This is a genomic window from Mycolicibacterium vinylchloridicum (assembly GCF_013404075.1).
Lineage (GTDB): Bacteria > Actinomycetota > Actinomycetes > Mycobacteriales > Mycobacteriaceae > Mycobacterium > Mycobacterium vinylchloridicum.
On the sequence record NZ_JACBJQ010000039.1, the window covers coordinates 12,593 to 33,649 of the forward strand.

Annotated in this window: 3 protein-coding genes; 1 reads left to right on the forward strand and 2 read right to left on the reverse strand. The window is 66.5% G+C overall.

The genetic code is table 11. The features are described 5' to 3' along the window. Positions 1-13: 13 nt before the first annotated feature. Complete coding sequence (locus HPC46_RS25225; RefSeq protein WP_179474929.1) at positions 14-961, forward strand: metal-dependent hydrolase; 948 nt, start codon at positions 14-16, stop codon at positions 959-961. Here the strand turns inward: HPC46_RS25225 and HPC46_RS34730 are convergent. Beyond that, positions 958-16,503, reverse strand: a complete 15,546-nt coding sequence (locus HPC46_RS34730) for a non-ribosomal peptide synthetase (RefSeq protein WP_218894645.1) — start codon at positions 16,501-16,503, stop codon at positions 958-960. The genes HPC46_RS25225 and HPC46_RS34730 overlap by 4 nt on opposite strands. Continuing rightward, on the reverse strand, positions 16,490-21,055 hold the full coding sequence (locus HPC46_RS25240; RefSeq protein WP_179474930.1) for a non-ribosomal peptide synthetase: 4,566 nt from the start codon (positions 21,053-21,055) through the stop codon (positions 16,490-16,492). Before HPC46_RS25240 ends, HPC46_RS34730 begins: the two co-directional genes overlap by 14 nt. Positions 21,056-21,057: the final 2 nt, after the last annotated feature.

A 21,057-nucleotide genomic window follows, 5' to 3' on the forward strand; every position in this document is an offset into this window, starting at 1 on the left:
AGGTGCAATTCAGGTGACTGATCTGCAAGTACGCAAAATGCGATTCGGCTTCGCCGACTATCCGGTTCCGTTCAATTGGAATCCGTCCGATCCCGCGTTCTCGTGCGCGACCAACATGCTGTCGTTTCTGTTCCTGGCGATCGAGAAGATGATCAGCGCGACGGTCCACGAGGTGCTTCCGTCGATCACCGACCCGGAAGTCGCCGAAGAGGCCTTGGCTTTCGTGCGGCAAGAGGGCCAGCACAGTATGGCGCACCGTCAGCATGCCAAGGGCCTCATCAAAGCGTATCCGGCATTGCAGGAGACACTCGACGAGATCATGGCGGACTACGACGACATGACCGCCACCAAGTCAGTCAAATATCGATTGGCCTACATCGCCGATCTCGAGGCGACGTTCACGCCGACGTTCACGATGATGCTCAACCACGCCGACACCTTGCTCGCCCCCGGTGACGACCGTGTCGCCTCGATGTTCCTGTGGCATTTCGTCGAAGAAATCGAGCACCGGAGTTCCGCACTGATCATCTACAACGCCGTCGTCGGTGACCCGTGGTATCGAATGCGGCTGGCACCGGCGGTCTTCCAGCACGGCGGGATCGCGATTCAGCGAACCGCCAACAGCTTCAACGAACGCATCCCCCTCGAGGAGCGCAAAGTCGACGCGACGTCGATGTTCGGCCCAAACCTGAAAGGAACTCTCGCCCAGAAGTTTCCGTTCTTCCAAAAGTACCGACGTTTCGACGTCCCCGACCACGGACCCTTCCAGAAGTTCTATCCGCACATACCGCTGCGCGAGCAAGCCGTCGCCGCTTTCGGGGTCATCCTCAGTCAGATTCCGGGCCACAATCCCGGCAAGCACACGATGCCCGCCCTCGCGACCGAGTGGCTGGCCCGCTACGAGGCCGGTTACGATGTCACCCGCTGGTATACCGCGGGTAACGAACCGTCGCGGGGCTAGCTCGCTACGACGCGGCTCAGGTCTCGCACCGTCGGCGTTGCGAGAAAGACCGGCAGCGTCACCTGCTCACAGACGGTGGCGTTGATCGCCGCGACAGCCCGCATCGCCGAGAGCGAGTCCCCACCCAGATCGAAGAACGAATCGTCCACCCCGACGCGATCCACACCCAACAACTGGGTATAGATGCCGCACAAGGCCTTTTCGAGGTCGCTGCTCGGCGCCTTATACACAGGGTGTTCGGGCGCCGGGGCAGCTGGCGGCTGACGGTCCGCCACAATGAGTGGGTGGGCAGGGTCTTGCGCCATGTTCGTCAGAGCCCCGTCGAGTTGCTCGACGATCCGCTTAATGCTGTTCTCGTCGAACACATCGGTTCGATATTGGATCCGCAGATCCAGTTCCGGACCCGGCACGGCTTGGACCGTGAGCGGGTAATGGTAGAAATCGCGGCTGTCGACGGCGGTGACCGCCAGCCCGTCCGCTCCCGACAACAGCGAGGTATCGGTCGGGTAGTTCTCGAACACGAACACCGTGTCGAACAGCTTGCGATGACCGGCGACGCGATGAATATCGTTGAGCCCCAGGTACTCGTACTCGAAAGTCCGACTCCGGCTGTCCCGCAACTCGTCGAGAAGATCCGCAACGCCCGCGTCGGGCGCGACGTTCACCCGCATCGGCACCGTGTTGATCAGCAGGCCCACCATCGCGTCCGCGCCGGCCAGTTCGGCCGGCCGCCCCGCAACCACGACACCGAAGGTGATATCACGCCGGCCCGTCATCGTCATCAGCAGCTGCGTCCAGGCCGCCTGTAGAACAGTACTGATGGTGGTGTGGTGGGTACGCGCCAGCTCGTTCAACGCCGTCGTGGTCTGCTCCGAAACCCGAAGCGAGGCAACACCGCGGGGGCCAACGCCCAGATCCGGCGGCCCGACCAATGTCGGGGTGTCGAACCCGGCCAATGCCTCGCGCCACGCGGAACGCGCGGCAGGCAGATCCCGATCGGCCAGCCAGCTGACGAACCTGCGATACGGCACCGCCGCGGGCAGCCGCTGTCCGTAATAGCCGGCGAACACTTCCTGCAGCAACACCGTCGTCGACCAGCCGTCCAGCAGGATGTGGTGGTTGGTCAGGACCAGCCGATGCTGATCCGGTGCGACGCGAATCAAGGCGGCGCGGAACGGAGTCTGCTCAGCCAGATCACACACCGCCGCTCGTTCCGCCGCGCACAGCTGTGCGATCCGTTCATCACGGTCAGTGGCATCCCGACTGAGATCGACATATTGCCATGGCACGATCGGCTGCGCCGGGATGACCTGGATCGGTTCATCGAAGTCACCGGTGAAGTGCGCCGCAAGGTTGGGATGGCGTTCGACAGCGCCCTCGACCGCCTCCTGCAGCCGGTACCGGTCGAGCCGGCCCTGCAGCGTGACGCCCATCTGGACGGCGTACACGTCGTCGCCGGAACTGTGAGCGACTCCCGCGTGGAACAACAAGCCCTGCTGCAGCGGTGTCAGCGGCAGGATGTCGGCTACCTCGTGTTCCCGGCACAGTTCGTCGATCTGCTGCTGAGACAACCGGGCGGGCGCGATGTCCGACGGCGTCAATCCCCCGCCACCGCCGTGTACGTGCGCGCAGATTCCGGCGAGGGCGTCGAACCACAGCCCGGACAGCCGGGTCACCTGCGCGTGGTCGAGTGCGGACAGCGCCCACGTCCAGCCGGCGCGAAGGCGCGGTCCGTCGAGGGTTTCCACGGTGCCTGCGTTGAGTTCGACGGTGTGCATCAACGGCATCGGGACCGCCGCCGCGGCACCGGTCACCTTCCAGCCGTCCTCGCGGATCTCCCAGAAATCACCCGACGTCTGCCCGCCGGCACCACCCATCCGGCCGAGGTAGTTGAAGCCGATGGCCGGGTCGGCGCCGGCCAGGTCGACGTCGGCGTTGAGGTATCGCAGCAGACCGTAGGTCAAACCGTCGGGCAGAGCCCGAAGTTGTTCCTTGGCGTCCTTGATGATCGGGCCGAGGTCGGCGTCACCGCTGAGCACCTGTCCCCAGTCCAGCCCGCCTGCAGCGAGCGATATCGGGTACTTGGTGGTGAACCATCCGACCGTCCGCGACAGGTCTACGTCCGCCACTTCTTCCTGGCGGCCATGACCTTCTGCATCAATGACGACGGGTGCGCCTGCGGTGCCGAGGAATTCGGTCAGGGCCAGCCCGAACGCGATCAGCAGGATGTCGTTGATGCCGGCGTGGAATGCCGCAGGCACCTCGCCGAGCAGCATCCTGGTGGTCTCGGTGTCCAGCTCCACCGACAGGCTGCCTGCGTTCGCATAAGTGTCGATCGCGGGCTGGACGGCGGGCAATGGCGCGGGGATCGCCGCGATCTCCTGCCAGCGTTCGACGGTGCCCACGACTTCGGGGTGATAGGCGTGCTCGGCCAGGATCGCCGCCCACCTGGCGAAAGATGTTCGCGGAGCGGGCAATTCGACGGGCTGTCCGCCGTGAAGTTGCGCCCAGGCGAGGTTGAAGTCCTCCACCAGGATTCGCCACGAGACGCCGTCGACCGCGAGGTGATGCACGATCATCAGCAGCTGCCCGGTGGGGACGGCCCACAGCGCGCTCACCATCGCCCCGGTCGCGGGGTTCAGCCTGGATCTGGCCTTGGCGACCGTTTCATCCGAGAGGACGTCGACGGTGTGCAGGCACGCGCGGGCGTCAACGGATCCGGGCTCGGGCACGGTCAGCGACCAGCCGCCGGCACCGTCGTCGTCTACCCGCATCCGCAACATCGCATGGCGGTCCAAGACTGCTTGCAGCACCACCAGCACGTCGTCTTCGGTCACACCGACCGGCGCCTGGATCAACACGGTCTGGTTGAACTGATCGACCGGACCGTCAACGCCGTTCAGCCACTGGATGATCGGGGTCGCCTGCACCGTGCCGGTGCCCTCGTCGACAACATCGTCGTCACCGTCACTGAGCGTGGCGACCCGGGCCAGCCCGGCCACCGTCTGTTCGACGAAGATGTCGCGCGGCCGGCAGGTCACCCCGGCGGCCCGCGCTCGCGCAACCACCTGCATCGACAGGATGCTGTCGCCGCCGAGTTCGAAGAACGATTCGTCGACGCCGACCCGCTCCAGTCCGAGGACCTGGGCGTAGATACCGGCCAGGATCTCTTCGACCGCGTCCGACGGGGCGCGGTAGGAGTCGACGTCCTGATAGTCCGGTGCCGGTAACGCTTTGGTGTCCAGCTTCCCGTTGACTGTCAGCGGCAAGGCGGCGATCGCCACCACCGCGGCGGGGACCATGTACGACGGCAACCGGTCGCCCAGCGCGGCACGCGCGGCAACCGGGTCGACATCGCCGGTCACATACCCGACGAGCCGCTTGTCACCGGGACGGTCTTCGCGGGCGATCACCACCGCCTGCTCGACACCGTCCAGATCGCTGAGTGCGGCTTGGATTTCGCCGAGCTCGATGCGGTATCCGCGGATCTTCACCTGCTCGTCGGAACGCCCCATGTAGCGCAGTTCGCCGTCGGCGCCCCACGCCATCAGGTCGCCGGTGCGGTACATCCGTGCCCCGGGCTCGCCGAACGGGCAGGCCACGAACCGAGTTGAGGACAGCCCGGGCCGGCCGATGTATCCGTCGGAGACGCCGGCGCCCGCGACGTACAACTCACCGACGACACCGATCGGGACCGGTCGCAACAAGGTGTCGAGGACGAAGAAGCCGAGGTGCCCCAACGGCACGCCGATGGGGCTGACGGCGCTGTCGGCGTCCTCGGCCACAATCTCCCGGAACGAGGCGTGCACCGTCGTCTCCGTGATGCCGTACATGTTGAGCAGACGCGGCGAGCCGGGAGGATGGTTCGCCAGCCAGGCCCGCATCTTCTGTGGCTCAAGCGCTTCCCCGCCGAACACCACGGCCTCGAGCTTCAGCTGGGAGCCGAGCTCGGGATTGGCCGCGTCGGCCGTCTGCAACGCATAGAACGCCGAGGGGGTCTGGCTCAGGACACCGACCTGCTCGGACACCAGCAGGGCGTGCAGATCTTCCGGCGAGCGCACCACCGCGTCGGGGACGACGACCACCCGGCCGCCGTAGAGCAGCGCACCCCAGATCTCCCACACCGAGAAGTCGAAGGCCAGGGAGTGGCATTGCGACCAGGCCAACCCTGCCATGTCCATGTCAGCGTCCAGGGTCTCCAACAGCCGAATCACGTTGCGATGTGGAATCGCAACGCCCTTCGGGGTTCCTGTGGTGCCGGAAGTGTAGATGATGTAGGCGACGTCGTCGGCCTGCGGCCCGGGCAGTGTCGCGCCGGTGTCGACCGCGGGGTCGACCAGGTCACTCACATCGATCACCGAAAGGGCATGCCCGTCAAGCAATTCGGCCAGGGCCGCGGTGGTGACGGCGGCGACCGGCCTGGCGTCACCGAGCACGAACTGCCTGCGCTGCTCGGGCACCGTCGGATCGATCGGCACATAGGTCGCGCCGGTTTTCACCACCGCCACCATCGCCACGATCGCCTCGGCCGTGCGGGGCAACAGAAGCGCCACCCGTTGTCCGGGTCCTGCACCGCGACCGGCCAATACGTGCGCGGCCCGGTCGGTCGCCTCATCGAGTTCGCGATACGTCATCGAGTCGCCCTCGAAGGTGACCGCCGGCGCATCCGGGGTGAGCGCCGCCTGCCGGATGAACATCGACGCGATCGTCTCCGCGGTGCTCACCGGCTGGGTCAGCACGGTGCGGTTGCCGATCTGGTCGAGGCGGGCGTGTTCGGCGGTCTCGAGAACGTCCAGCGCCGACATCGGCTGAGCCGGGTCCGCGGTCATCGCGGTCAGCACCCGCCTCAGCCGGTCGATGAGGATCCCGATACTGGCGGAATCGAATACGTCGGTACGGAATTCGACACCGCCACCGATTCCGGCAGGTTCACCGGTCTCATCCCAGCGTTCGGCCAGATTGAACGTGAGGTCCATGCGCGCCGTCTTGGTGTCCACCGCGAGCGGCTCGACCCGCAGGTCGCCGAGCGAAAGCCCGGCGGCATCGCCGGCCTGCCAGCCGAAGTTCTGCCAGGCCAACACCACCTGCACCAGCGGGTGGTGGGCCATGCTGCGGGTCGGTTTGAGCCGCTCTACCAGGACCTCGAACGGCACATCCTGGTGCTCGTAGGCGGACAGGCTACGCCGGCGCACCTGGGCGAGCAGATCGGCGAACGTGGGATTCCCGCTCAGGTCGACACACAAGACCAACGTGTTGACGAAGAAACCGACCAGCTCGTCGAGCGCGGTGTCACCGCGTCCGGCGATCGGGAAGCCCACCGCCACATCGTCATTGGCGGACAGGTTCGACAACAGCACGGCCAGTGCGGTCTGCACCACCATGAAGGGCGTCGCGTTATGCTCGCGCGCCACCCTGGCGACCTGGCGTTGCAACTCGGCAGGCCAGTCGACATCCAGGCGCGCGCCGCGATAGTCCGCGGCCATCGGGTAGGGCCGGTCGGTGGGCAGCTGCAACTGCTCGGGCATACCGGCCAGCGCGTCCTCCCAATACGCCAATTCCGCGGAGATGCGGCTGTCGGCGTCGGTCAGATCCCCCAGCCGCGAGCGCTGCCACAGCGTGTAATCGACGTATTGCACCGCCAGATCGGCCCAGCCGGGCGCCTCGCCGGCCGACCTGCTGGCGTAGGCGACCCCGAGATCACGCACCAGCGGTGCGACCGACCAGCCGTCAGCCGCGATGTGGTGCACCACCGCCACCAGCACATGTTCGTCGCCAGCGATCCGGAAAAGCTGTGCCTGCATCGGGATTTCGTTGGCGAGATCAAAGGTGTACCGCGTCGCCGCGTCGATGGCATCGGCCAGCTCGGTGTCCGACCAGCCGGTGGCATCGATGACGGCCCAGCCGAAGTCCGCGACGTCAGTGGGGACGACGAGCTGTTGCGGCACGCCTTCGACTGCCGGGAACCGGGTGCGCAGGCTTTCCTGGCGGCCCACGACATCGGCCAGTGCAGCGCCCAGCGCGTCGGCGTCGAGCTGGCCCCGCAGCCGTAAGGACACCGGAAGGTTGTAGATCGGGGATGGTCCCTGGAGCTGGTCGACGATCCACAACCGGTTCTGGGCGAAGGACAGTGGTACGACCTCGGGCCGCGGGCCGGCCATCAAGGGCTCGGAACGGGTTTCGTCACCGGTGACCCGCAGCGCAAGCTGCGCGACGGTAGGTGTCTCGAACAGCACGCGGACCGCCAGCCCGGAACCCATGCTGTTGTTGACCGCCGCGACCAGGCGCATCGCCGACAGCGAATCCCCGCCGAGATCGAAGAACGAGTCGTCCACCCCCACGCGGTCGATGCCGAGCACCTGCGCGAAGATCCCGGCGAGGATCTCCTCGGTGGGAGTGCTTGGGGCACGGTAGTTTTCCGCATCCTGGTAGTCCGGCGCCGGCAGCGCCCGCCGGTCCAGCTTGCCGCTGACGGTGAGCGGCAACGCCGACAACTCCAGCACCGCGGCCGGAACCATGTAGGCGGGCAGCCGTTCGGCGAGCGCGACCCGCACCTTGACCGGATCCGCGGTGCCGGTGAAGTAACCCACCAGACGCGGGTCGCCGGGGCGGTCTTCGCGGGCGATCACCACCGCCTGCTCGACGCCGTCGAGGCCGGCCAGCACGGCTTGGATCTCGCCGGGCTCGATGCGGTACCCGCGGATCTTGACCTGCTCGTCGGCGCGGCCCAGGTATTGGAGCTGGCCGTCCGGACGCCACCGCACCAGGTCGCCGGTGCGGTACATCCGCTGACCGGGTCCACCGAACGGGCAGGGGACGAAGCGGGATGCCGTCAGCCCGGTCCGACCGATGTACCCGACGCCCACACCGCGACCGGCCACGTACAGCTCACCGACCACACCTTCGGGCACCGGGCGCAACCGTTCGTCGAGAACGAACGCTGCGACAGTTGGCGGCGGTGCGCCGATGGGGACCTCAGCGCCCGCCTCCAACGGCTTGCTCATCGAGGCGTAGACCGTGACTTCGGTGGGACCGTAGGCGTTGATCACCACTCGGCCGGGCGCCCATTGGTCGACCACTTCGGGCGGGCACGCTTCACCGCCGAGCAGCAACGCCACCGACTCCAACCCCTGCGGTCGCAGTGCCGCCACCGCGGACGGTGTTTGGGTGAGCACAGTGACATGTTCGCCGACCAGCAGCGCGTGGAAATCATCGGGCGAACGGACAACCGGATCGGGCACCACCAACAGCCGCCCGCCACCGAGCAGCGCGGCCCAGATCTCCCACACCGAGAAGTCGAAGGCGTACGAGTGGCATTGCGTCCACACCTGATCGGCCGGCAGGTCGGGGTGCGCCGAGTCAGCCAGGTGGGCCAGGTTCCGGTGGGACAGCGCAACACCTTTGGGGGTGCCGGTCGTGCCCGAGGTGTAGATCAGATAGGCGATGTTGTCCGGGTCCGGCGCCGGGAGCGCCGTGCTGGGCTGGACCTCAATCGACTCGTCGTCTATGTCGATGACCGCCACATCGTGCCCGTGCAACCGAGGCCGCAGCGCGGCAGTGGTGACGACGGCGACAGGCGCCGCATCGGAGAGCATGAACTCGATCCGGGCCTCTGGCAGCGCGGGGTCGATTGCCAGGTACGCAGCCCCGACCTTCAGTGCGGCCAGCATGACGACGACGGCTTCGGCCGAGCGTTCCAGCAGTAGCGCCACACAGTCACCGGCTCCTACGCCGCGACCAGAAAGCAAGTGCGCGTGGCGGTTTGCCGCCTCATCGAGGTCCCGGTACGTCATCGACACATCGCCAGAGGTCAACGCGATGGCCTGCGGGGCGCGACTGACTTGGCCTGCGAACAACTCCGGAACCGACATCGCCGGGGCAGATTCCGTCAGCACCGCGCGATTGCCCACGGTGTCGAGACGCGCGCGCTCGGCGGCGTCGAGTACGTCGACCGACGACACCCGCGCAGCGGGGTCGGCGATCATCGCCACCAACACCCGCTCCAGGCGCGCAACGAAGGTTTCGATGGTCTCGGGGTCGAACACGTCGGTACGGAACTCGGCCATGCCGAAGAGTCCGGTGGGCTCGCCCGATTGTGTCCAGCGCTCGGTCAAGGAGAACGCGAGATCCACTCGCGCGGTGTGGGTATCGAGCGGAAGCTGGGTGACTTGCAGGTCTCCCAACGCCAGCGCGATGTCTTCGCTGGTCTCCCCCGGCAGGTTCTGCCAGGCCAGCATCACCTGGACCAGCGGGTGGTTCAGAGAGCGGGTGGGATTGATCCGCTCGACGACCACTTCGAACGGCACGTCTTGGTGCTCGTAGGCGGCCAGACTGCGTGTCCGTACTTGAGCCAGGAGGTCGGCGACGGTGGGGTCACCACTGACATCGACGCGCAACACCAGGGTGTTGACGAAGAATCCCACCAGCGCGTCCAGGGCAGGGTCGGTGCGCCCGCCAATCGGGAATCCGACCGCCACATCGGAACTCGCGCTGAGTTTGCTCAGCAGCAGGGAGAGTGCCGCCTGAACCAGCATGAAGCTGGTCGCGTTGTGCTCGCGAGCTACCGCAGCGATCCGCTGCTGCAGCTCGACGGGCCATTGCCATCCGATCGTGGCGCCGCGCTGGTCTGCGACCGGCGGATACGGCCGGTCGGTCGGCAACTGCACCCGCTCCGGCATTCCGGCCAGCGCGTCTTGCCAGTACGCCAGCTGCGAGGCGATGAGACTGTTCCCGTCGTCCAGGTCACCGAACTGGGCGCGCTGCCACAGCGTGTAATCGACGTATTGGACCGGTAATTCGGCCCAGACGGGCGCCATCCCAGCCGATCGGCAGACGTAAGCCACGCCGAGGTCGTTCACCAGCGGGCCCATCGACAAGCCGTCGGCCGCGATGTGGTGTGCGACTGCCACAACCACGTGCTGGTGATCGCTGACGCGGAAGAGCCGCGCCTGCATGGGAATCTCGGCGGACAGATCGAACGAGTGCAGCGCGACGGCGCTGACCGCGTCATCCAACTCCGCTGCCGACCAACCGGCGGCGTCGATGACGTCCCAGCCGAAGTCGGCTGTCTCGGCGGGCATCACCAGCTGCTGGGGTATGCCGTCGGGCGCGGCGAACATGGTGCGTAGGCTCTCGTGACGGCCCACGACATCGGCCAGCGCGGCACCCAACGCCTGGGCGTTGAGCGGCCCATCCAGCCGCAGACCCACCGCCATGTTGTAGGTCGGTGACGGCCCCTGCAATTGGTCGAGGAACCACAACCGGTTCTGCGAGAACGACAGCGGTATCACCGGCGGGCGCTCCATGCGGCCCAGTGGCCTGAGCCGATCGTCATCCCCGCCGATCCGCGGCGCCAACTGGGCTACCGACGGCGCCTCGAATAAGGTCCGCACCGAAAGATGCGTGTTCAGACCGGTATTGATCGCGGCGACCAGACGCATCGCCGACAGCGAATCCCCGCCAAGATCGAAGAACGAGTCATCCACACCGACGCGGCTCAGACCCAGGATCCTGGCGTAGATGCCCACCAGGATTTCCTCGATCGCGGTGGCCGGCGGGCGATAAGAGTCGGTGTCGGCGAATTCCGGTGCGGGCAGGGCCCGTCGGTCCAGTTTGCCGTTGACCGTCAACGGCAGCGCGTCGATCACCATGATCGCGGCCGGAACCATGTATTCCGGCAGGCGTTCAGCTAGCGCCGTCCGCGCTGCGACGGCATCCACCGAGCCGGTGACGTAACCAACCAGACGCTTGTCGCCGGGGCGGTCCTCGCGGGCTATCACAACAGCCTGCTGGACTCCGTCGATCTCGGCCAGCACGGCACGAACCTCGCCGAGTTCGATGCGGTACCCGCGGACCTTGACCTGCTCGTCGGCGCGCCCCACATACCGCAGCTCACCGTCAGCACCCCACCAGACCAGGTCACCGGTGCGATACATCCGGTCGCCGGGCGCGCCGAACGGGCAGGCGACGAAGCGGGACGCCGACAACCCCGGTCGGCGCCAATAGCCCAAACCAGCCTGCGGCCCAGCCACATACAAGTCACCGACGACACCGGCGGGCACCGGGCGCAACCACTGGTCGAGTACGAAGAACGCCAGGTCGGCCAGCGGGCCACCGACCGGACTGACATCGCCGGCTATATCTTCATCGACGATCTCGCGGAACGACGCGTGCACCGTCGTCTCCGTAGTGCCGTACAGGTTGAGCAGGCGCGGGGGGCCGGGGTGACTGTTCAGCCACGCCCGAAGGCGTTGTGGCTCAAGCGCTTCACCGGCGAAGATCACCGCAGACAACTTCAGCTGCCGCGCGAGTTCGGGCTGCATCGCATCAGCGGTTTGCAGCGCGTAGAACGCCGACGGTGTCTGAGACAGGATGGTGACCTGCTCGGCGGCCAGCAGCGCATGGAATTCCTCCGGTGCGCGGGCCACGGACTCGGGCACCACCACCAGCCGCCCGCCATACAACAGCGCGCCCCACATCTCGCAAACCGAAACGTCGAAGGCCAGGGAATGCCAGAGCGACCACACCTGCTCCGCCATCTCGACTTTGGCGTCCATGGCGGCCAGCAGCTCGGTCACGTTGCCGTGGGTGATCGCCACACCCTTGGGGATGCCGGTGGTGCCCGAGGTGTAGATCAGGTACGCGATGTCATCAGCAGCCGGTCCCGGCAACGCCGTGCTCGGCTGACGCCCGACGGCGGGGTCATTCACGTCGAGGATGCGCAGATCCTGTCCGGCCAGCCGCTGCGCCAGCTCCGGGTTGGTGATCGCCGCCACCGGCGCCGCATCGCCCAATACCAACTGCATGCGGGCCGAGGGCGCTGCCGGGTCGATCGGCACATACGCTGCACCAGTTTTGAGTACCGCCAGAATCGACACGATCGCCTCGGCCGACCGCGGCAATAGCAGCGCAACCCGCTGACCCGGTCCAATCCCCTTGTCCGCCAGCATGTGCGCGAACCGGTTCGTTGCCTCGTCGAGCTCCTGGTAGGTCCAGGAGCGCTCTGCCCAGGTGAGCGCCAACGCTTCGGGAGCACGGGCCACCTGGGCGGCGAACAAGGCCGGGATCGACTGCCGCATCGCGCCCGGTTGTGCCAGCGCGGCCCGGTTGCTCCACCGATCCACGTCGGCGAGTTCGGTGTCGTCGAGCACCTCGATCGTGGACAGCGGACGGACCGGATCGGCGATCATGGCCGCCAGAATGCGCTTGAGCCGTGCGATCAGGGCCTCGACGTCGGACGCATCGAACATGTCGGAGTCGTACTCGACCCTCAGGGTCAGTTCGTCGCCCGGTAGGGCCTGCATCGCGATTGGGTAATGGTTGTACTCGCGGTGCGCGAAGTCCGTAACCATCAGCCCGTCGGCCCCGGACAGCTTTGCGGCATCGATCGGGTAGTTCTCGTAGACGAAGAACGTGTCGAACAGGTGGTCCTGGCCGGTCACCCGATGAATCTCGCTGAGCGCCAGGTGGTGATGATCCAATATCTGAGCATGATCGTTCTGCAACTGATCGAGCAGATCAACGGTCGTTGTCGCCGTGGCGATCCTGACCCGCACGGGCACCGTGTTGATCAGCAGACCCACCATCGAGTCCGCGCCCAGCACCTCGTCGGGCCGCCCCGACACGGTAGTACCGAACGCCACATCACGTTGTCCGGTCAGCGACATCAAGACTCGCGCATAAGCTCCCTGCAGCACCGTGCTGACCGTGGTGTGGCAGGACCGCGCCAGTTCACCGAGTGCCCGTGTCGTCTGCTCGGACACCGTCGAGGACACGACGGTGCGCCGTCCCAGGCTCGCCCGCCCTGCCGCACCCACCAACGTCGGGGTGTCGAAGCCAGCCAGCACCCGCCCCCAGGCGGACCGGGCCGCATCGAGATCGCGACCGCTCATCCAGCTGACGAACCGTCGATACGGCGCGGCGGGACGGAGCCGCTGCCCGTAGTAGCTCGCAAACACCTCCCCCAGCAGGATCGGCAACGACCAGCCGTCCAGCACGATGTGATGGTTGGTCAAGACAAACCGGTACCGATCGGTCCCGGTCCGAATCAGCGCCGCCCGAAACGCCGGTTGATTCGCCAACTCGCACACCGCGATACGTTCGGCCGCGCACACCTGCTCGATCTGCGCCTCGATATCGCCACCGGCTTCCAGCTCGAAGTACTGCCAGGGCACTACCGGGTCAGCCGGTATGACCTGAACCGGCTCGTCGAATCGTTGGGAGAACCGGGCCGCCACGTTGGGGTGCCGGGCGACTACGGCCTGCACCGCCGCGTGCAACTTTTCCTGATCCAGCGGACCGGCCAAACTCACATAAAGCTGCACCGCATACACATCGTCGCCGCCCAGCGCCGCACTGGCGTGGAATAACAACCCCTGCTGCAGCGGAGTCAACGGCAAAACATCGGCAATCCGCATCGGTCCGCGTGAGCCCGTCGTGCTGATCTTGGCGACGACAGGCGCCGGAGCGGCCGCAGGCGGGGCTGCCGACGGTTCGGGCGGCGCCTCGTCCCCCCCTATCAGCACTGCCAACTGGGCGACCGTGGGCGCCTCGAATAGTGCCCGCACCGAAAGCCGAGTATTCAGACCGGTATTGACCGCCGCGATCAGGCGCATCGCCGACAGCGAATCTCCGCCGAGGTTGAAGAACGAGTCGTCTACGCCGACGCGCTTCACCCCGAGCACCTTGACGTAGATGTCGGCCAGCACCTCTTCGACGACTGTGGACGGGGCGCGGTAGTGACCGGTGTCGGAGAACTCCGGAGCCGGCAATGCCCGCCGGTCGAGCTTGCCGTTCACCGTCAACGGCATGGCATCGATGACGACGATCGCTGCGGGAACCATGTACTCCGGCAGGCGTTCTGCGACGGCGGCCCGGAGGGCGACCGGGTCGAGGTCAGCAGAAGCACCGGTGGCATAGCCCACCAGCCGCTTCTCGCCGGGGCGGTCCTCGCGGGCGATCACCACCGCCTGATCGACTCCGTCCAGCCCGGCCAGCACCGCGCGAACTTCACCGAGTTCGATGCGATAGCCGCGAATCTTGACCTGCTCGTCGGCGCGCCCGACATACCGCAGCTGCCCGTCGGCACCCCACCACGCCAGGTCGCCGGTGCGGTACATACGGACCCCTGCCCCGCCGAACGGGCAAGCCACGAATCGCGATCCGGTCAATCCGGCACGGTCTGCGTAACCGACACCGACTCCTCGGCCGGCGACGTACAACTCGCCGACCACTCCGGGCGGCGCCGGGCGCAACCAGCTGTCGAGCACGAACAATGCCGCCCCGGCGATCGGCGGCCCGATCGGCACCGCACCAGATCCCGCGACAAGGGGCGCGCTCAGGGCCACGTCCACGGTGGTCTCGGTGGGGCCATAGGCGTTGATCATGATCCGTCCGGGCGCCCACTGATCCATCAGCTCGACCGGGCAGGGTTCGGCACCGATGATCAGCGCCACCGACTCGAGAACCTCGGGAGAGAGCATCCCCACCTCGGATGGGGTGGTACTGAACACAGTGACGCGTTCGCCGACCAGCACGGCCTGCAGATCTTCCGGTGCGCGGGCCGCCGACTCGGGCACCACGACCAACCGGCCGCCCCCCAGCAGCGCGCCGAAGATCTCCTGGACGGAGACGTCGAAGCCGTAGGACCGGCATTGCGACCAAACCCGTTCCTGTGGAAGCGGTGCCGCCTGTAGTGAGTCGATCAGCTGAGCAACGTTGCGGTGGGCGATGGCGACGCCCTTGGGCACGCCGGTGGTTCCGGAGGTGTAGATCAGGTACGCGATGTCGTCGGGTTCGGGCCCGGCCAGTGCCGAGCTCGGCTGGGTCGACACCGCCGGGTCCGCCACGTCGATGATGCGCAGGCTCTGCCCGGCGAGCCGCCCGGCCAACTCGGCGTTGGTGATCGCAGCCACTGGCGCGGCGTCGTCGAGCACCAAGTGCATGCGCGCCGACGGCGCGGTCGGATCGATCGGCACATAGGCGGCGCCGGTCTTGAGCACCGCAAGGATCGACACGATCGCATCAGCCGAGCGCGGCAACAACAGCACAACCCGTTGACCCGGCCCAATCCCCTTGCCCGCCAGCATGCGCGCGAACCGGTTGGTCGCCTCGTCCAGCTCGCGGTAGGTCATCGAGCGACCGGCGAAACTCAGCGCGGACCCCTCCGGGTCCCGCGCCACCTGGGCGGCGAACAAGGCGGGGATCGTCAGCGCCGGTGCCGGTTGGGCCAGCGCCGTGCGATTGCTCCACCGATTCAGGTTGGCGTGCTCGTCGGCATCCAGCAGGTCCATCGACCACAACGGCGACGCAGGGTTCGCGATCATCGCGGCCACAACCCGTTTGAGCCGTCCAACCAGAGCATCGACGCCTGCCGCGTCGAAGACACCGGTGTCGTACTCGACACGCAGGGTCAGTTCATCGCCCGGAATCGCTTGAACCGACAGCGGATAGTGGTTGTACTCATGGTGCGAAAAGTTCGTGACGGCCAAACCGTCGGTGCCCGACAATGTGGCGGCATCGATCGGATAGTTCTCGTAGACGAAGAACGTGTCGAACAAGTGGTCCTGGCCGGTCACCCGATGAATCTCGCTGAGCGCGAGATGCTGATGGTCCAGCGTCTGTGCGTGATCGTTCTGCAGCTGATCGAGCAGATCGGCGGTTGTGGTCGATGCGGCGATGCGCGCACGGACCACGACGGTGTTGATCAGCAGACCCACCATCGAATCCGCACCCAGCACCTCGTCAGGCCGCCCCGACACCGTGGTACCGAACGCCACATCACGCTGACCGGTCAGCGACATCAAGACTCGCGCATAGGCTGCCTGCAACACCGTGCTGACCGTGGTGTGACAGGACCGCGCCAGCTCGCCCAGCGCACGGGTGGTATCCGGAGACAGCTGGAACGACGCGACGTCCCGCCCGCCCGGCACGTGTCCCGCCGGGCCGACCAGCGTGGGTGTGTCGAAACCGGTCAACACCTCGCCCCACGCGGCACGCGCGGCATCGACGTCGCGGCCCGCCAGCCAGGTGACGAATCGTCGATAGGGCTGGGCCGGAGGCAGCCGCTGTCCGTAGTACGTGGCGAACACCTCGCCGAGCAGGATCGGCAACGACCACCCATCCAGCACGATGTGATGGTTGGTCAACACAAACCGGTACTGATCCGTCGCAGTCCGGATCAGCAGAGCGCGGAACGCGGGCTCATTGCCCAACTCGCACACCGCAATACGTTCTGCTGCGCAGACCTGCTCGATCTGGGCCTCGGCATCGTCGCCGGTCAGCTCGAGGTACTGCCACGGCACCACAGGCTCGGCGAGCAGGATCTGGACGGGCTCGTCATATTTCTGCGAGAACCGGGCCGCGAGGTTGGGGTGCCTGCCGACCACCGCCTGCACCGCCGTGTGCAGTCTGCCCTGGTCCAGCGGACCGGCCAAACTCACATACAGCTGAACCGCATACACATCGTCGCCACCCAGCGCCGCGCTGGCGTGAAACAACAACCCCTGCTGCAGCGGAGTCAGCGGCAGAACATCAGCTATCCGCATACTGCCGCTGAAGCTCGTCGATCTGCTCCTGGGTCAGGGCGGCCGCGATATCCGACGGTGTCAGCCCGCCGCCACCACCTTGCACGTGCGCGCAAATACCGGTCAGGGCGTCAAACCACAACTGGCTCAGCCGGTTGACTTGAGCGTGATTGAGTGCCGAGGGTGCCCATGTCCACGCTGCGGACAGGCACGGCCCCGCGTCGGTGTCCACTGTGCCGGCATTGAGCTCCAAGGTGTGCATCAGCGGGATGGCCGGCTTCACGCTCGGGCTGATGTTGGCCAAGCCGTCCCAGCAGATCTGCCATGTGTCACCGGATGTTTCGGCCGACGTCGCGCCCTGGCGCCCCAGGTAGTTGAACCCGATCACCGGGTCAGGGCCGTCCAGGTCGACTTCGGAGTTCAGGTAACGCAAGGCCCCGTAGTTCAGGCCTTCCGGCAGGGCGCGAAGCTGCTCTTTGGCGGCCTTGACCACCGTGCCCAGCCTCGCGTCACCGGCCACCACCTGGGCCCAGCTCAGTCCTCCCACGTCGAGCGACACCGGATACTTGGAGGTGAACCAGCCCACCGTGCGCGACAGGTCGACCTGCTCGGCCGGTTCGGCTACCAGCTCGTCGTCGCGCCCATGACCTTCGACATCGATGGAGATCGGCGAACCACCCGTGCCCAGGAATTCCGTTGCCGCCAAGGCGAATGCGATCAACATGATCTCGTGCACGCCGGCATGGAACGCGGCGGGCACCTCCCCGAGCAGCGTCTGCGTGGTCTCGATGTCGAGGACTGCGGCGAGGTTGCCCGCCGTCACCAGCGTGTCCAGGAAGGGATCCACCTCGGGCAATGCGGCAGGCGTCGCGGCGATCTGCCGCCATACGTCGGCCTCCGACACGACGTCGGCTCGTTGTGCGTGCGCATCGAGCAGCGACGCCCATCGGGCGAAGGACGTGCCCAGCTCGGGCAGCATGACGGGCTCGCCGGCGCGGTGCTGAGCCCAGGCGAAGTTGAGGTCCTCCAAGAGGATTCGCCACGACACCCCGTCGATTGCCAGATGGTGGATGATCGCCACCAGCCGGCGCGTCGAGGTCACCCATACCGCGCTCAGCATGACGCCGGCGGACGGGTTCAACTGCGTTCCGGCGTGGAGCACAGCGTCGTCGGTGAGTTCGTCGACGGTGTGTAGGCGCGAACGGGCGTCAACCGAGCCGGCCTCGGGAACGTCCAGCGACCAGCGACCGGCGTCGTCGCGGTCGACGCGCAGCCGCAGCATGGCGTGCCGATCCAGCAAGAGCTGCAGCATCTCGAGCACGTCGGCTTCGGTGGTTCCTGCTGGCGCCTGGACCACCACGGTCTGATTGAAGTGGGCAACCGGGCTGCCGCCGGCTTCCAGACTCTCGAGCCAGCGGATGATCGGTGTGGCGATCACCGGACCGACACCGTCGGCTGCCAAATCACCGTTGGCGTCGAGCGCCTTGGCCACTTGCGCCAGTCGCGCGACGGTCTGCTCGACGAAAACATCACGGGGACGGCACAACACGCCCGCGGCACGCGCCCGGGCGACCACCTGCATCGACAGGATGCTGTCGCCGCCGAGCTCGAAGAACGACTCGTCGACGCCGACTCGCTCGAGTCCGAGGACCTGAGCGTAGATCCCGGCCAAGATCTCCTCGACCGCGTCAGCCGGTGCGCGATAGGACTCGGCATCCTGGTACTCGGGCGCAGGCAACGCCTTGGTGTCGAGCTTGCCGTTGACCGTCAGCGGCAACGCGTCGATCGCAACGACGGCGGTGGGCACCATGTAGACCGGGAGCCGCTCGGCAACGGCCGCACGCGCGGTCGCCGGGTCGGCGGATCCGGTGATGTAGGCCACCAAGCGCTTGTCACCGGCGCGGTCCTCACGCGCGATCACGACCGCCTGCTCGACGCCGTCCAATTCGCTGAACGCAGTCTGGATTTCGCCGAGCTCGATGCGATAACCGCGGATCTTGACCTGCTCATCGGCACGCCCCACATACTCGAGCTGCCCATCGGGACTCCAGCGCACCAGATCACCAGTGCGATACATCCTTTGCCCTGGGGCGCTCCCTTCGACCCCGAACGGGCATGCCACGAACCGCGTTCCAGACAACCCCGCCCGGCCGACATAGCCGTAGGCCAATCCCGACCCGGCCACGTACAGTTCGCCGACCACTCCCGCAGGAACCGGCTGCAACCACCCATCAAGCACAAAGAAACCCAGATTCGCCAACGGGTGCCCGATCGGGCTGACGTTTGGATCGGCCACCGCGTCCGCTTCAACGATCTCCCGGAACGACGCGTGCACCGTCGTCTCGGTGATGCCATACATGTTGATCATCCGAGGCATCCCGGGACGGTTCTGCAACCAATCCCGAATACGTTGCGGCTCAAGCGCTTCGCCACCAAATACCACAGCCTTGAGCGAAAGCGTTCCCAGCGCACCCGCATCAACGCTCTGCAAGGCGTAGAAAGCCGTCGGCGTCTGGCTCAGCACATCGACTCGTTCGGCCACCAGCAATGCGTAGAAATCTTCCGCCGAACGCACGACCGCATCAGGCACCACCACACACCGGCCGCCGTAGAGCAGCGGTCCCCAGATTTCCCACACCGAGTAGTCGAACGCCAGCGAATGGCACTGTGTCCACACCTGGTCCGCCAGATCCATATCGGTGGCCAGCGCCGACAACAGACGGGTGACGTTCTGATGCGGAATGGCCACGCCCTTGGGCGTTCCCGTGGTGCCCGAGGTATAGATGATGTACGCGATATCGTCGGGAGCCGGGCCCGCCAATGCCGTGCTGGGCTGGTCCTCGATCGCGAGATCATCGAAGTCGATGACCAGCAGATCCCGTCCGTCCAGACGAGATCGCAACTGCGCGGTAGTGATCGCGGCCACGGGCGCCGCGTCGTCGAGCACGAACTGCATCCGCGCCTCCGGCACGGACGGATCGACCGCGACATAGGTCGCTCCGGTCTTCAGCACCGCGAGGATCGCCACGATCGCCTCGTCCGATCGCGGAAACAGCAGCGCGACGCGCCGGCCGGGGCCCGCGCCGTGACCCACCAGCAGGTGGGCGAGCCGGTTCGTCGTCCCGTCGAGCTCGCGATACGTCCACGACCGCCCGCCGCAGGTGAGCGCGACCGCATCCGGAATCCGCGCTGCCTGTTCGGCGAACAACGCCGGAATCGAGACCGGCGTGCTCATCGGTTCGGCGAGCACGGCCCGATTGCCCCACACGCCAAGGCGATCCCGCTCCGCGGCATCGAGCACGTCGATCGACGACAGCGGCCGCGCAGGGTCGGCGGTCATCGCCGCCAACACGTCGAGCAGGCGCCTGGTCACGTCGGCGGCATCGCAGTCCGGGAAAAGATGCCCGGCGCCCACTGTGCTGAGGGACAGGTCGTCCCCGAGCCCCGAGAAGGTGAACCCGGTGCTGCCGCCAAGACCGGAGTTGGTCATGTTCGCTTCAGCCGCGGCACCGGCAAAGTCCAGCGTGAATGCGGCCGGGAAGAAGTTGATGACCACCCGGTCGGCGGTGTGGGTGCCACGCTCGAGCGCGTGCACCGGAAATCGCTGATGTCGCACGGCTTCCGCGATCTGGGTGTCAACGTGCTTGCAGAATTCGCGCACCGACAACTGCGCCGGGGTGCGCAATACCAGCGGCACCAGACCGGAAGCCATCCCGGGCAACGTTTTCAGTTCAGGACGAACTCGCCTGCTGACGGGGAAGTCGAAGACCACCTCCGAGCCATCGGCGCAGCGCCCACGCACCAGGAGTGCGCTCGCTGCGGCGACCACCGAGGTGCGGGGGATGTCCCATTCGTCGGCCAGCTCGCCGACACGCCGCAGAACGGCCGGATCCAAGGGCACAGGGGCCGACCGCCAGCCGTCATCGTCGGAGCCGTCCACCAACCCGCTGCCCTGCCCACTTCCGGACGGAAGATTGGCGGTCCAGTAGACCCGGTCGTCCTGATAATCGCCGGACGCCTCGTATTCCAATTCGCATTCCAGCAAGTCCCGCAATGAACCGAAGAATGCGGGCGGAATGAGGTCGCCGGAAATCGTTGCGGAGTAAATTGATGCGACGCGATTGACGAGCAACCAAATTCCGGCGCCATCAATGACGATGTGGTGGAAACAGCCGAATACATAGAATTCCGCGGGCCCGGTCTCGAAGAGCGCGTATTTGAAGAGCGGACCGGTGAACGGCATCGGGGTGCGCTGGATCGACAGCGCCATCTCGTGCACGTCACGCGCCGGATCGCCCGAGCCGGAGAAGTCGTAAAAATCCAGTTCGATCTCCGGGTAATCGAGCACCCGCTGGAAGACCTGGCCGTCCTCCTCGAAGAACGCGGCGCGCACCGGCTCGGCTTCGCGCATCGCGCGCTGCAACGCCCACTCGAAGGCGTCGCGCTCCAGCGGGCCCTCGACCTTCAACAGCATGCCGAGCTGCCAGTCGGTAGCGGCGTCACCCGTCTCCTGTGCCAGCCAGATGTCCAGCTGCGCGCGCGTCAGAGGAAGCGCATCCTCGTTGAACTCCATCA